Raw genomic sequence first — 13,699 nt, forward strand, 5'->3', positions numbered from 1 at the left:
GGGGTTCGGGGTTCGGGGTTCGGGGTTCGGGGTTCGGGGTTCGGGGTTCGGGGTTCGGGGTTCGGGGTTCAGCTTGAGCGTAGCGTACTCGTAGCTCGTCACTCGCGGCTGGAATCCATGCTCGAGCGCAGCGTACTCGAAGCTCGTCGCTCCTTGCCTGCCCAACGACAAGAGGCCCGAGCATGATGCTCGGGCCTCTTGTCGTTTATCGTTGGCTCAGTGTCTGGGGCTAGTGTCCCAACACATCCGGGATAGTGGTCTTGACGTAACGGCCCGGCGCCGGCTCGAGCAACGCCAGCTCACCACTGCCCGGCTCACGCGCGTCGACCATCTTTTCCTGGTCAACATAACCGCCCTTGAGCATCCACTCCTGCCAGTGGGGCCACCAGGAACCTTCATGCTCCTCAGCCGCGGCCAGCCAGTCGTCGTGGCTCTCCGGCAGTTCGTCGTTGGTCCAGTAACCGTACTTGTTCTTGTGTGGCGGATTGACGATACCGGCGATATGGCCGGACCCACCAAGAACAAAGGTCACCGGCCCCTTGGGCAGCAAGGCACCGTAGTAGCTGCTGTCCCATCGAGCGATATGATCCTCGCGAGTGGCAACAAAGTAGCTGGGCGCCGAGACCTTACGCAGATCGATCTTGACCCCATCCAGTTCGATACCATCGGGCTGCACCAGACGGTTCTCCTGGTACATGTGGCGCAGATACCAGCCGTGGGTGCCTGCCGGTAGATTGGTGCCGTCGGTATTCCAGTACAGCAGGTCAAATGCCGCCGGCTCTTCGCCCTTGAGGTAGTTGCTGATGTAGAACGACCAGAACAGATCGTTCTCGCGCAACAGATTGAACGAATAGGCCATGACCCGGCCATCCAGATAGCCATCTCGCTCGAGTTTGGCCTCGACGCCCTGCAACACCGACTCACTGAGAAAGACACCAATCTCTCCCGGTTCACGAAAGTCCTGCAGCGTTGCCATGTAGGTCACGGACTTGATCTTGCGACCACGGCGGGTGCTGGTGAGATAGGCCACCGTCGAGGCGGTCAAGGTGCCGCCGATGCAATAGGAGAGCAGGTTGACGGATTTCTCGCCAGTGGCCTGCTCGATTCCCTCGAGCGCCGCGATGGGTCCCATCTGCATATAGTCGGCCCAGGTCAGGTCTCTCTGCTCGGGACCGGGGTTGCGCCAGGAAATCAGGAATACGGTATGGCCCTGGTCGACCAACCATTTGACCAGTGAGTTTTCCGGCCGTAGATCGAGCACGTAATACTTGTTGATCCAGGGCGGGATGATCAGCAGCGGCGTCTTGAATGCCTTTTCAGTGCTCGGCGTATACTGGATCAACTGAATCAGTTCATTCTCCATGACCACCGATCCCGGCGTCACAGCAATATTGCGTCCTACCTCGAAGGCACTACGGTCGGTCATCGAGACATTCAGCCCGTCCGCCGAATTGGCCAGGTCCTGCCGTAGACGTGCCAGACCATCGACCAGGTTCTGGCCACGCGTCTCGAGGGTGCGCCGCATGACTTCCGGGTTGGTGGAAACGAAATTGGTCGGCGCCATGGCATTGACCAGTTGGCGCGCATAGAAGGTCAGATTTCGCTTACGCTCGGCCGATAGGCCATCAAGGTTGGTCACCAGTTCATCAACCGTACGCGAGAACAGCAGGTACTGCTGCATCAGCGCATTCCAGGCCGGTTCCTCGGTCCAGGCGTCGTCCTTGAAGCGGCGATCCCCACGCGCCGGCGCGATCAACGGCTCACAAGGTGTGCCATTGGCCAATTGCATGGACTGCTGCCAGAGTGCCGCCTGATCCTGCATCAGACGCATCTGAGTCTCCCACAGCAGCTGCGGATCACGCATCAGGGACTCTGCAGCGGCCTGGAAGCTGCTGCGCATATCCTCGAGCACCGAGTCCGTAGCATCACTGGGAACCATGCGTCCCAACATATCCTCCATCAGTGCCTGGTACTGGGCACCGATGGCCGACAACTGCTCGGTCCATTCCTGCTGCATTGCTTGAGCCGTATTCTGATCGCCTGCCGCCATTGGCATCTCCGTTTACCTGTACTTCCCGGAGGGCGCCTACGCGATGATCAGAGCAGCGCCCTGCCCTTTTGTTATAAAAAACCACCGTGTATGAAGAAAACCACCGCTATAAAAAAACCACCATCACCAAATGGCCACTGTCATGAACGAAGCTGTGTCATGAACGAACCTTTGCCATGAACGAATCTCGGCCACAAACAAGCCACTGTTCCGATACCGAGCGACATCCCTGTCGCAGGACGCCTCCAGCCCATGCTTGAAGGCTCAAGGACGCCGGGTCGGCATCAGGATGAGCGCTTGCGTGAGGATGTGCTGGACGCACGGGTAGTAGAGGTGCTGGCGGCCTTGGTGGCCTGCTCTGCCGTTTCGGTGGCCTGGGCACGGACCTTCTCGGCCTGTTCAGCCATCACCTTGCCGGACTCAGCGAACGTTTCCTCGAGCTGTGCCTTGAACTCCAGGCTCATTTCGCTCATGGCACGAGCATCCTCAAGCATTTGAGCAGACAGCTCGTTGAGCATCTCGGCCTGACGGGTGGTGAAGTCGCGCAGCCCTTCGGCATCCTGGATCTCCGAGGCGTCACGCATGCGCTCGGTACCCATCTGGCTGTAGCGCTTCATCGACTCCATCTGGTACTGGGACATCTTCTCCATGTTGTCCAGCATCATGGAGTTGAGCTTACGCATCGGCTCGAAGAACTGGCGAGCCTGATCACTGAAATTCTCGAAAACCTTGTCTTGCATGAGCGTTTCCTCCAGGAAGACGTAGCGAAGACATGTCCAGGCGACATGTTCGATCCAGGCTGCAACGAGTCTCTATGTCGTCACGAACGTCATGTCGTCACGAACACGACCGTGTTGCAGCGCAACAAAGATCAGTCTGGCACACACAGGATGACAACGCCATGACAGAGGTTGCAGCCTGCGCGAATCGGCAACACCTCCATGAGTGATGGGGTAACGAGACGGTGGCGCCAAACGCCACCGAAAGAATCAGGACTTGTCTTTGGTCGAGCGAGAGCGCGCAGAGGCTCTCGTGCTACTGCGGGAGGCAGAGGAGCTCTTGCTGGTGGAGGAATTTCCTGCCGAGCCTGAATTTTCGGCAGCATCGCTGCTGTCCCCGGCTTTTCGTGCCGCCTGGGTCAGCATATCGAGCATCATCTTCTGGTAATTGCCGAAACTGGCCAGCCCCTGAGACAACCCCTGCTGCAGCGCGGGCTGCTGAAGGAACGGTTGCATCAGACTCATGGGGTCATAGCCCTCGACACCGGATTCCATCTGCCCCTGAATACGCTCGAGCAGCTCCTGCTGGAACGTCTCGATATTGGGCAATCCCAGTGCCTGACGGAACTCTTCGGGGGTCAGATCGAACTCGACATTGATCTTCATGGCGGCCTCGCGTGCATTCCCCGAACGCTACCGGTGAGTTCGGGGCTATTCATGAGTGTAGCAGGCATGTCCTGTGCGCATGGTCTGCGCACAGTGATCAGCGTAACTGCGGAGTCGTCACTTCGACCCCTGCATTCTGTGCACGATGGCGCATAAAATGATCCATCAGCGTCAACGCCATCATCGCCTCCGCGATCGGTGTGGCACGAATACCCACACAGGGATCATGGCGGCCCTTGGTCACCACGTCCACCGGGTTGCCATCCACATCGATGGAGCGCCCGGGAATGGTGATGCTGGATGTCGGTTTCAGCGCCAGATGAGCGATCAACGTCTGGCCGCTGGAGATACCGCCCAGCACGCCACCGGCATGGTTGGACAGGAATCCTTCCGGAGTCATCTCGTCACGGTGCTCACTACCACGCTGGGTGACAACATCAAAGCCATCACCGATTTCCACGCCCTTGACGGCATTGATGCTCATCAGGCCATGGGCGAGCTCCGCATCGAGACGATCGAAGACCGGCTCACCCAGACCCGGCGGCAGGCCTTCGGCGACCACGGTGATCTTCGCTCCCACCGAATCCTGATCACGACGCAGTTGATCCATATAGGCCTCGAGCTCCGGCAGGCGCTCCGGGTCCGGACAGAAGAACGGATTGGTACCCACCGCATCCCAGTCACGCAGCTCGATCTCGATGGGGCCCAACTGGCTCATGTAGCCGCGCACCTGGATGCCCTGGCTGGCAAGAAACTTCCGGGCAATGGCGCCGGCCGCCACACGCATCGCCGTCTCGCGGGCACTGGAGCGCCCTCCACCGCGGTAATCACGAATGCCGTACTTGTGGTGATAGGTATAGTCGGCATGGGCCGGACGAAACTGGTCCTTGATCTTGCCGTAGTCCTTCGAGCGCTGGTCGGTGTTCTCGATCAACAGGCCAATCGGAGTACCGGTGGTGACCCCTTCGAAGACCCCGGACAGGATCCGGACCTGGTCAGGCTCGCGACGCTGGGTGGTGTGTCTCGATGACCCCGGTCGACGACGATCCAGATCACCCTGCAGATCCGCCTCGCTGAGCTCGAGTCCGGGAGGACAGCCGTCAACGATGGCGCCCAGCGCAAGACCGTGGCTTTCGCCGAAGGTCGTCACAGTGAATAACTTGCCAAAGGTATTGCCAGACATGGGCGTTCCCCAATGAATCCATGAAGGACGTGAATCAACTGAAGGACGCCGCATGGGCGTCGAGTTCCTCGGCTGTCAGGGCGAATATCCCTTGACCACCGCGCTCGAATTCGAGCCACATGAAGGGTACTTCCGGGAAGGCCGCTTCCAGATGATGGTCGGAATTGCCGACTTCCACGATCAGCACACCATGGTCGCTCAGGTGGCTACGTGCTTCGCGCAGAATACGCCGGACGATGTCCAGCCCATCCTTGCCGGCGCCCAACGCGAGTGATGGCTCATGACGGAACTCCGCCGGCATGGTGGCAAGGTCCCGAGCATCGACGTAAGGCGGATTCGACACGATTAGGTCGTAACGCTGTCCTTCAAGGCCCGAGAAGACATCGCTGGCCACCGCCCTGACCCGCCGCCCGACATCATGGCGATTGATATTGGCACGTGCCACTGCCAGCGCGTCCTCACTGATATCGCTCAGATCGACTTCGGCAGTCTGCAGGTAGTGCGCGGTGGCAATACCGATACAACCGGATCCTGTGCATAGATCGAGCACACGAGCCGGAGGCTCCTCCGGAAACCAGGCACGGAAGCCATCCTCGATCAGCTCGGCAATTGGCGAACGCGGAATCAGTACCCGCGCGTCAACATTGAACGCCAGCCCGGCGAAGAAGGCTTCACCAAGCAGGTAGGGCAATGGTTGGCGATCACTGATGCGCGCACGCACCAGCGTCACGATGCGCTGACGTTCCATGGGCAGCAGGCGAGCGTCCTGCACTCCGGGGTCGACATCCCAGGGCAGGTGCAGCGCACCCAGAACCAGAGCCACCGCCTCGTCCCAGGCCGAATCCGTGCCATGACTATAGGTCAGGCCGGCCAGATGAAATTCGCTGGTTGCCCAACGCAGGCAGTCGCGCAGGGTGATGAGGTCGTCTGCGATTACACTATCGCCAAGAACCAGGGTCGAACCTGCAGAAACGGAATCAGCCAAGGGAGCATCCTGTCAGTCGCATCAAGTTGAAGAAAGCGGCCGCCGGGGCGAGCTGCAACCCGCGATTGTATCTGCGCCAGCGGTTCACTGCCACGGCTGGCACGGTATACTGCACCGACCAGAACATTTCCCCGTATTTGCCGAGATAGGTTACCGAGTCGCTCATGAGTCACCGCCTGCCCCCGTCCGACGATGATATCAATGCCTTTCGTCAGGCCCTCAAGGAAGCTGGCGTGCGGCGGATCAAGACCAACCGCGCCGATACCGGCAGCACCGCCCGACGCAAGTCTCTCGAAGATGAAGCGGTAGCCGCTCGTCGCGCCTCGGCGGTGAGTGCCAGCGAAAGCGAGTCCACCGGCCGTACCTCGGATGGCCGCGTCGAGCCGGTGCTACCCTCAGAATACCTCGACTTCGCCCTGCCGGATCTCCCCTGGCGAACACGCAGTCAACTCAAGCGCGGTGAAATGAGCTGGGAAGCCGGGCTGGATCTCCACGGCTATCGCCTCGAAGAGGCCCGTCAGCAGCTGGAAAGTTTTCTCAATGATGCCCAGGCCAGCGGCCAGCGCTGCGTACTGGTTGTACACGGCAAGGCCTGGGGCGCCAGCGCCGACTACCCGGTGATCAAGAGCCACGTCAACGCCTGGCTACGCGAATGGCCCAGCGTGCTGGCATTCTGCTCGGCAACCGACGCCGATGGCGGCACCGGCGCCGTATATATCCTGCTGCGCAAGCGCAGCCGCATCTGACCAACAACGCGCGTAACCAGCAACTAGTTGCGAATTCGTTCCTGCTCCGTCACCACCCCACAGGTCTCCAGCCGATCGAGGGCCTGACAGGTCAGGTGCCGCCCCAGACGCACAAGCTCACGTGCCCGCTGAAACTCGAATGATCCGCACACCGACTTGGGTACCTCGATGAGGATATCCGGTGGACAGCCGGCCACCCGATAGCGCGCCAGTGCCGCCTGGGTAATATCGAAGGACGTCAGGATCATCGCCAGACGTCCCCACTCTCGCTGCCCCAGGCCGCCCGAGCCTTGTTCATCCAGATCTCGGTCCGCCTCCTTGCCGGCAGAACGCAACCAACGTCGGGTCAGCATATCGCCGACCCAGGAGAGTTCTTCCGACTCGTCTTTCCCGCGGTCCCCTTCCCCCCTACGACGTTCAGAACAGGTCGACTCGTCATCGGGCAGCAATTCCTCGAGGGTCACCAGGCTGGAACTGCTGGCGGTGACATTGACCGCCATGACCAGATCGGCATCCGCCGAGACATTGGAAATGATCGGCAAGGGATTGAGCAGGCCTCCATCCACCAGCAACCGCGGCCCATCCTCGATCGGCGTAAAGATTCCGGGAATAGCGATGGAGGCACGGATGGCCTTGAGTAACGGGCCCTTCTGAAACCAGACTTCACGCTGACGGGTCAGGTCCGTGGCAACGGCGGTGAAGGCGATCGGCAGGTCCTCGATATTGACCTCACCGATCATGGCACCAATCTTGCCCATCAGCTTGCGCCCGTGCATGGCGCCCATCGTGCCGAAGCTGAAATCCAGCAGCCGCAGAACACCGAACGACCCCAGCCCTTCGACCCACTCGCGATAGTCATCCAGCTTGCCGGCGGCGTAGATGCCGCCGATCACGGCCCCCATCGAACAGCCGGAGATTGCCGTGATCTCATAGCCTCGGGCCACCAGCTCCTCTATCACCCCGATGTGGGCATAGCCCCGTGCCCCGCCGCTTCCCAGAGTCAGGGCAATACGCTTGCCGGAAAGACCGGCCGGACAATCAGACTTCGCAGCGTTCATGGCATCCCTCCACCAGGCAGGTTCCCTTTATCAGAGACCTCTATTTCTACTCTAGCTGACCCCATGGCGAGGAGGCCTTGACGATGGTACTGGCGACGGTTTCGACACAGTCCGGTGAGACATGCAGATGATGACCGCCGTCCAGAACGTGACGCTCGAGTTGACGGACCGCAGCGCGACTGCGCCGGGCCCACTCCCGCTCACCGAGAATCCCTTCGCGGCCTTCGATCAACAGCACACGACATTCGATGGCCGCCAACATCGCCACCACCTGCTCCGGGGTCAACCTCACCGGAGAAGGTCGCTTGAGGCGCGGATCGGTGCGCAGAGCGACACTACCATCGGGTAGTTCACGCAGGTTACGTGCCACGATCTCGTTCACTTCGGCGGCCCGGACTGGCGTCGCACCTCCCGCCACTCGCGCCGCTACGGCAGCCTCGGCGTCCGCGTAACGCGGCCCGGAAGAGCGCCGCCGACGATGGGCACGCAGGGATTTCCCCAATTCACGAGGCAGCTCTTCAGCGGGTGTTGTCAGCGCGCCAAGTCCATCAATCAACACCAGCCGCTCGACACGTTCGGGTATCGCTGCCGCCAGTAGCGAAGCCACCCCCGCCCCCATGGAGTGAGCCAGCAGAGGCGCACGTTCCAGCCCCAGTTCATCCAGCGTATCGAGCACATCATGACAGTAGTCCCAGAGGGCATAGTCATGGTGCCCCGGCAGAGGTTCGGAAAGGCCATGGCCAGCGAAGTCGATGGCGACGATCTGGATATCCAGCGCCTCGGCCAGGCACGGGGCCAGACGCGTGAAACTGGCGGCATTATCCAGCCAGCCATGCAGAGCCAGCCACACTGGAGCCTGTGCTCGGCCCCAGACCAGAGCAGCCAGCCGCCCCTCGGCCAGGCGTTGCGCACGAGGCAATGAACATGCTGCCATCAATGCGCTCCCTCGGCCGCCAGCTTGCTGATCATGGCCACCAACGCCTGACGCGTGGCCTCCGGCTCCTCCATGGGGAACATGTGAGTACCGGGCACCGTGGAAAGGTGAATGCCACGGCGCTTGATCCGCCGACAACGGCTGGGGGTCAAAAGGTCCGAATCCTCACCGGCAATGACCGCCAGCGGCACACGCACCTCCCTGGGAAGACGATCGAGATGATGAGGAAGGTGCCGGAATATCTCGACCTCGATCTCCGGGTCGTAGCTGAGCACAACCTGACCATTGTCCAGCACTGTGGAACCGCCTTCGATATAGTCATCCAACGCCTCGGCGGTAAAGCGCCGGAACAGGCCCTTGCGTTGCAGTTGGGCGCGCATGGCTTCACGGCTTTCCCAACGTGTCCTGCGCCGTTTCGTCTTGCCCGCCGGGGTCACTCGATCCACCATGCCCATCAGCTTGCTCGCGCGCAGCACCAGCGCGTCCAGCCCCAGCATCAAGGGAGGGTCGAGCATGATCACTGAATGGAAGCAGTGCGGCATCTCTCGTGCCGCCATCGCCGTGAGCACTCCCCCCATGGAGTGGCCAACGCCCACCACAGGACCCGGCAAGGCCTGGATATCCTTGAGCAGCTCATCGCGCAGCGCCAACCAGTTATGACCAACCGGGAAGTCGGGATGATGGCCAAGGCGATCCACCGGCAGCACATTGAACTGGTCACCAAGCGGCTCCAGCAGGCTGCGGTAACTGCGCCCGGGAAAGCCATTGGCATGGGCAAACAACAGAGTCGGCAGAGAAGTTTTTGTCATGGGTATCAGAACCTAGTGTGGTGTTTCACATGTTCATCGTGTTTCAGAGCCATCAGGCGCCGTTGGGGCACGACGCGTACCGCAGTCCATATCGACTATATGGACCAGGGACGCAACACCGCCAGCGGCTCGGTATGGCGCGCTGAAATCATGCCAACTTGTGAGACACCACACTAGTTATCAAAACCCCGCTGATCACATATCGCCGCGGGTTATCCTTGTGCGGCCTCAGGCTCGCGATAGCAGGCTAACCGCATTAACATGTAGCGCCAAGTATTCCGGGAACCCTCCCCGGCAACTATTAACCCGGCATGCTTTCATGTTGGGTTAATGGCGGCACACGGACGTGCCGCCGTCGGCCATCAGGCCGACGCGAGACCGCACCCCACCAGCAGATCCGCGCATCTGCGCCTGTGTGGTGCGGACGACAATCAAATCGGTCAGGATGAGCTATTTGATTGCCATGTTAATAGTCATCCCATTATCCCGCTCTGGAGTCAGCCTTGAGTCACAAGCCGCCCCGCGATACCCGTCTGCGTAACCGCCTGTTCTTCGCCACTGTGGTGGCCGCTGTAGCCATCGGACTCTGGCTGGTTCGCTAGGACGAATCACCCGTAGGCTGTGCGGCGAGCACCACCGCTGACGATGGCCCGCACTGGCGATGGCCCACACTGGCCATGGCCAGCACTGAAATTGGATAGAGGATGCACTCAATAAGTCATACATAGTACTATTGTGTCATCCACAGCACGTTCTGCTGCAACCAGCGCGGCGGTATATGGGAGTTATCGGCATCGAACTCAGTATCCTTCATTCTACCCTCGAAGTGAGCCTGCCGGTGTTCGCCATGGTCTTCCTCGGCGCTCTGCTCAAACGCCTCGGCTGGATCGACCAGACCTTCGTCAACACCGCCTCGAGCCTGGTGTTCAAGGCCACCATGCCAACACTGCTGTTCCTGAGTATTCTGCAATCCGAGCCCGGCTCGGCGCTGAACCTGGGGCTGGTGCTCTGGTATCTCACCATCTCGGCGGCCCTGTTCGGCCTGATCTGGCTCTGGGCCCTGTGGCGCTGCCCTCGGCAGGAGCGCGGCGTCTATGTTCAGGGGGCCTTTCGCGGCAACTGCGGCATTGTCGGCCTGGCACTGGCAGCCAACATGTACGGCGATCTCGGACTATCGCTTGGCGGGATCATGGCGGGGGGTATCATCATCGTGAATCTGGTGCTGTCGGCCATCGTACTGTCGGTCTACAGCCCGGTGGTCAGTTCACGACCGCTGGATATCGTCCGCGATGTCGTCACCAACCCCCTGATCATCGGTATCGTCTCCGCCCTGCCGCTCGCCTGGCTCGACATCCAATTGCCTGGTTGGTTACTGACTTCCGGTAATTACTTCGCTTCGCTATCACTCCCTCTGGCCTTGATCTGCATCGGTGGCAGCCTGAATCTGACAGCGGCACGGGAAAGCAGCGCTCTGGCACTGAGCGCCAGCCTGTGGAAGGTCATCGTCATGCCGGTTACCGGTGTGGCGGCTGCCATTGCTCTAGGCTACCGCGGCGCCGAACTCGGCATTCTGATGCTGTTTCTGGCCAGCCCCACCGCTGCGGTGGCCTATGTCATGGCACGTGGTGCCGGCGGCAATGAGCGTCTCGCCGCCAGCATCATCATGCTCAGCACTCTGATCAGCCTGTTGACCATCAGCGCCGGAGTACTGGTGCTGAAGTCACTGGCCCTGATCTAGTCCAGGTCTGGCTGTCAGCGCTGCTCCAGCCCCTCCAGCAGCGCTTCATGGAACACTTCCGGCTGCTGGATATGTGGAGAATGTCCAAGCTCCGGGAATTCCACCAGGGTGGCGTCCGGGATGCGCTCGGCCGTCTGCTCACCGAGAACATCATAATGTCCCAGCGTTGCCTGGACCTCCGGTGAGGCCTGCGCCTTGCCGATGGCGGTATTGTCCTGCTCTCCAATCAGCAACAGCGTCGGAACCTGAAGCTCACCAAACTCATGCACGATGGGCTGTGTGAATACCATGTCCGAGGTCAGCGCCTGATTCCAGGCCACAATGTCACCCCCCTCTCCCGCATACATACCTGCCAGCATATCGACCCAGCGATCATATTCCGGCTGCCAATCGCCCACATAATAGGTGGACTGCTGGTAACGGCGAATGCCTTCCGCTGTCTTCTGCTGCTCGGCCGCATACGACTCATCAATGCTCTGCCAGGGAACGCCCTTCTGCTTCCAGTCCTCGAGCCCGATGGGGTTGACCAGCACCAGTTGGTCGGTCTGCTCCGGGTACATCAATGCATAGCGGCCAGCGAGCATGCCCCCCATCGAGTGCCCCATGATCGTTGCGCTGTCGATATCGAGCTGCTCCAGCAGTGCATGGGTATTGGCGGCCAGCTGGTGAAAACTGAACTGATACTGCATCGGCTTTGATGACTTGCAGAAGCCGACCTGGTCCGGAGCCACGACACGATAACCGGCTTCGGACAGTCGTGTGATGGACTCTTCCCAGGTAGCGGCACAGAAGTTCTTGCCATGCAGCAGCACAATGGTGTGCCCATTGGGTTCCTCAGGGGCCACATCCAGATAGGCCATCTGCAGATCCTGTCCCTGAGAGGTGAACGAGAAGCGCTGTACCGGCCACGGATACTCGAATCCCTCCAGCTCGGCCCCATAGGCTGGGCGGTCAGCCTCCGCGGATTCCGCCATGGCGTCGACAGTCACCAACGAGGCTCCTGCAAGCACCGCGCCAAGGGCTGAGCTCTTGACGAGACTTCGGTATGCGCTTCGAGAAGCAGACGGCAGCATGAATAGCTCCTTGTTCAGTTTTCCGTTACATGGATTGACCGTAATCAGCAGGCCTTGATGAATCCTACCCAATTAATCAGTCATTACTTATTTAACATCCTGGTTGTTGCAATCTCCATACATGAAACGTCCACCATCATGAGCGTCACACTGCGCCTCGAGTATTCACATAAAGGGCGTAGAGCGAGTGGCTGGCGGCCATATAGAGCCGGTTTCCCTGGGGGCCGCCGAACGCCAGATTGGCGCAGCGCTCAGGCAGGCGGATAAAGCCAATCGGTTTACCGTCGGGATTGAAGACCATCACCCCATCCAGATCTTCCGGCTTGCCCTTCAATGTGAAGATATTGCGGCCATCCACCTGTTCGGGTTCGTCGCGAAGTGCCCCATTGCTGCCATAGCCACACCAGAGATTGCCATCACGATCGACCTTGAAGCCGTCCAGGCCAGCAAAGTCAGCAGCATCAATCAGCTTGACCTTGTTGGACAGTGAGCCATCGGCAGCGACATCGTAGCTCCAGATACTGCGGTGGGGAGTGCCCTTCCACTCGACGACATACAGCTTGCTCTCATCCGGTGAGAAAGCCAGACCGTTGGGGTTGACGAGATCAGTGATGGCGGCAGTCAAGCTCCCATCAGGATCGATACGATACACATTGGTGGTTTCCTGCTCCGGCTCGGCCTGCTCGCCTTCATAATTTCCATTGATGCCGAACACCGGATCGGTAAACCAGACACTACCATCCGACTTGACCACTACATCGTTGGGAGCATTGAGCTTCCGGTCCTGATATTGATCGGCCAGGACGGTCTGGCTTCCGTCCTTTTCAGTACGCACCACACGTCGTGTCACTGAATGCTCGCAAGTGATCAGCCGACCTTCACTGTCGAAGACATTACCATTCGAGAAGTTGACGGATTCGCGGAAGACACTGAACGAGTCATCTGCTTCGTCATACTTCATGATGCGGTTGTTGGGAATATCAGAGAGAAGCAGCGCCCCTTCCTGTCGAGAATAGGCAGGCCCTTCTGCCCAACGCATTCCCGACCCCAACTGTTCAATTGTCGCCGAAAAGATACGGTATTCAGCAAAGTCTGGATCCAGTATCAGAACGTCAGGATCCGGATAGCGCTGATTGGGAGAGAAGGGAAATGACTGCCCGAAGGCCCTGGAAACCGCCGCCATTGTCATGCCTGCGGCGCCGTAGGACAGTACTGCTCGGCGTGTTATTTTCATTGTGACCACCTTGACCATTGCCGGGAACGAAGTAGCCCGGGAAAGAAAAAGCCCGGGAGATTCCCGGGCTGAGACTGACTCATCAAGCTTTCCGCTTGCCATCCACCAGTCGGCTGATTTCCAGAGGATTCCCGCGGTGCAGGGCCTCGGGCAGCAGCGCATCGGGCAGGTTCTGGTAGCACACCGGGCGCAGGAAGCGCTGGATGGCAGCCGTGCCCACCGAGGTGGTACGGGCATCCGAGGTCGCCGGATACGGGCCACCGTGGACCATGGCGTCGCAGACTTCCACGCCGGTGGGCCAGCCGTTGGCCATCACTCGTCCGGCACGGCGCTCGAGGATCGGCAGCAGCTCACGGGCCACCTCGATATCGTCGTCATCCATCTGCAGGGTCGCGGTCAGCTGACCTTCGAGGTGCTCAGCGACACCCTTGACCTCATCGAGGTCGGCACACTTCACCACCAGCGACGTCGAGCCGAAGACTTCGGCCTGCAGCGCCTCCTCGG

Annotated in this window: 14 protein-coding genes and 1 pseudogene; 3 read left to right on the top strand and 12 right to left on the bottom strand. The window is 60.0% G+C overall.

Features of this window, described 5'->3' with window-relative positions; genetic code table 11:
* Positions 1–229 precede the first annotated feature (229 nt).
* The 6 genes from phaC to BUE38_RS23055 all read right to left on the bottom strand — a co-directional run bounded on the left by phaC (position 230) and on the right by BUE38_RS23055 (position 5,769).
* On the bottom strand, positions 230–2,050 hold the full coding sequence (gene phaC / locus BUE38_RS21680) for a class I poly(R)-hydroxyalkanoic acid synthase (protein ID WP_073437334.1): 1,821 nt from the start codon (positions 2,048–2,050) through the stop codon (positions 230–232).
* 284 nt (positions 2,051–2,334) lie between these two features.
* Positions 2,335–2,790: a phasin family protein gene (locus tag BUE38_RS21685; RefSeq protein ID WP_073437335.1), complete on the bottom strand. Its 456-nt coding sequence runs from the start codon at positions 2,788–2,790 to the stop codon at positions 2,335–2,337.
* Between the two features lie 249 nt (positions 2,791–3,039).
* Positions 3,040–3,435 carry a hypothetical protein gene (locus tag BUE38_RS21690; protein WP_073437336.1) on the bottom strand — a complete coding sequence of 132 codons (396 nt, stop codon included), beginning with the start codon at positions 3,433–3,435 and terminating at the stop codon, positions 3,040–3,042.
* Between the two features lie 97 nt (positions 3,436–3,532).
* Positions 3,533–4,618 (bottom strand): chorismate synthase, encoded by a 1,086-nt coding sequence (aroC, locus tag BUE38_RS21695; RefSeq protein ID WP_073437337.1) that lies wholly within the window; start codon positions 4,616–4,618, stop codon positions 3,533–3,535.
* Positions 4,619–4,652: 34 nt separating this feature from the next.
* On the bottom strand, positions 4,653–5,603 hold the full coding sequence (gene prmB / locus BUE38_RS21700) for a 50S ribosomal protein L3 N(5)-glutamine methyltransferase (RefSeq protein ID WP_073437338.1): 951 nt from the start codon (positions 5,601–5,603) through the stop codon (positions 4,653–4,655).
* Positions 5,596–5,769 carry a hypothetical protein gene (locus tag BUE38_RS23055; protein ID WP_159438920.1) on the bottom strand — a complete coding sequence of 58 codons (174 nt, stop codon included), beginning with the start codon at positions 5,767–5,769 and terminating at the stop codon, positions 5,596–5,598. The genes prmB and BUE38_RS23055 overlap by 8 nt, the downstream gene beginning before the upstream one ends.
* On the opposite strand from BUE38_RS23055, the gene BUE38_RS21705 reads away from it, so the two are divergent.
* Complete coding sequence (locus BUE38_RS21705; RefSeq protein ID WP_073437339.1) at positions 5,768–6,349, top strand: Smr/MutS family protein; 582 nt, start codon at positions 5,768–5,770, stop codon at positions 6,347–6,349. The two genes, BUE38_RS23055 and BUE38_RS21705, sit on opposite strands and share 2 nt — an antisense overlap.
* Before the next feature lie 23 nt (positions 6,350–6,372).
* Here the strand turns inward: BUE38_RS21705 and BUE38_RS21710 are convergent, their stop codons facing one another.
* Genes BUE38_RS21710 through BUE38_RS21720 form a run of 3 tightly spaced genes read right to left on the bottom strand, consistent with a single transcriptional unit; the run spans position 6,373 to position 9,156 of the window.
* On the bottom strand, positions 6,373–7,407 hold the full coding sequence (locus tag BUE38_RS21710; RefSeq protein ID WP_073437340.1) for a patatin-like phospholipase family protein: 1,035 nt from the start codon (positions 7,405–7,407) through the stop codon (positions 6,373–6,375).
* A 46-nt stretch (positions 7,408–7,453) separates the two neighbouring features.
* On the bottom strand, positions 7,454–8,341 hold the full coding sequence (locus BUE38_RS21715; protein ID WP_073437341.1) for an alpha/beta fold hydrolase: 888 nt from the start codon (positions 8,339–8,341) through the stop codon (positions 7,454–7,456).
* On the bottom strand, positions 8,341–9,156 hold the full coding sequence (locus BUE38_RS21720) for an alpha/beta fold hydrolase (protein ID WP_371860448.1): 816 nt from the start codon (positions 9,154–9,156) through the stop codon (positions 8,341–8,343). The genes BUE38_RS21715 and BUE38_RS21720 overlap by 1 nt, the downstream gene beginning before the upstream one ends.
* Before the next feature lie 324 nt (positions 9,157–9,480).
* Here BUE38_RS21720 and BUE38_RS23060 point away from each other — a divergent pair, with 324 nt between their 5' ends.
* Together BUE38_RS23060 and BUE38_RS21725 are read left to right on the top strand one after the other, a co-directional pair.
* The gene (locus BUE38_RS23060; protein ID WP_159438921.1) at positions 9,481–9,657 is read left to right on the top strand and encodes a hypothetical protein; all 177 of its coding nucleotides are present in this window, start codon (positions 9,481–9,483) and stop codon (positions 9,655–9,657) included.
* A 271-nt stretch (positions 9,658–9,928) separates the two neighbouring features.
* A complete protein-coding gene (locus BUE38_RS21725; protein WP_073437343.1) occupies positions 9,929–10,888 on the top strand; it encodes an AEC family transporter in 960 nt (319 codons plus the stop codon).
* Positions 10,889–10,902: 14 nt separating this feature from the next.
* On the opposite strand, the gene BUE38_RS21730 is transcribed toward BUE38_RS21725, so the two are convergent.
* The 3 genes and pseudogenes from BUE38_RS21730 to BUE38_RS21740 all read right to left on the bottom strand — a co-directional run.
* Positions 10,903–11,877, bottom strand: a complete 975-nt coding sequence (locus BUE38_RS21730) for an alpha/beta fold hydrolase (protein ID WP_234987139.1) — start codon at positions 11,875–11,877, stop codon at positions 10,903–10,905.
* A 229-nt stretch (positions 11,878–12,106) separates the two neighbouring features.
* Complete coding sequence (locus BUE38_RS21735; RefSeq protein WP_073437345.1) at positions 12,107–13,195, bottom strand: SMP-30/gluconolactonase/LRE family protein; 1,089 nt, start codon at positions 13,193–13,195, stop codon at positions 12,107–12,109.
* A gap of 82 nt (positions 13,196–13,277) precedes the next feature.
* A pseudogene (locus tag BUE38_RS21740) lies at positions 13,278–13,699 on the bottom strand (aldehyde dehydrogenase (NADP(+))); the annotation flags it as partial.

The sequence above is a fragment of the Halomonas cupida genome, assembly GCF_900142755.1.
Lineage (GTDB): Bacteria > Pseudomonadota > Gammaproteobacteria > Pseudomonadales > Halomonadaceae > Halomonas > Halomonas cupida.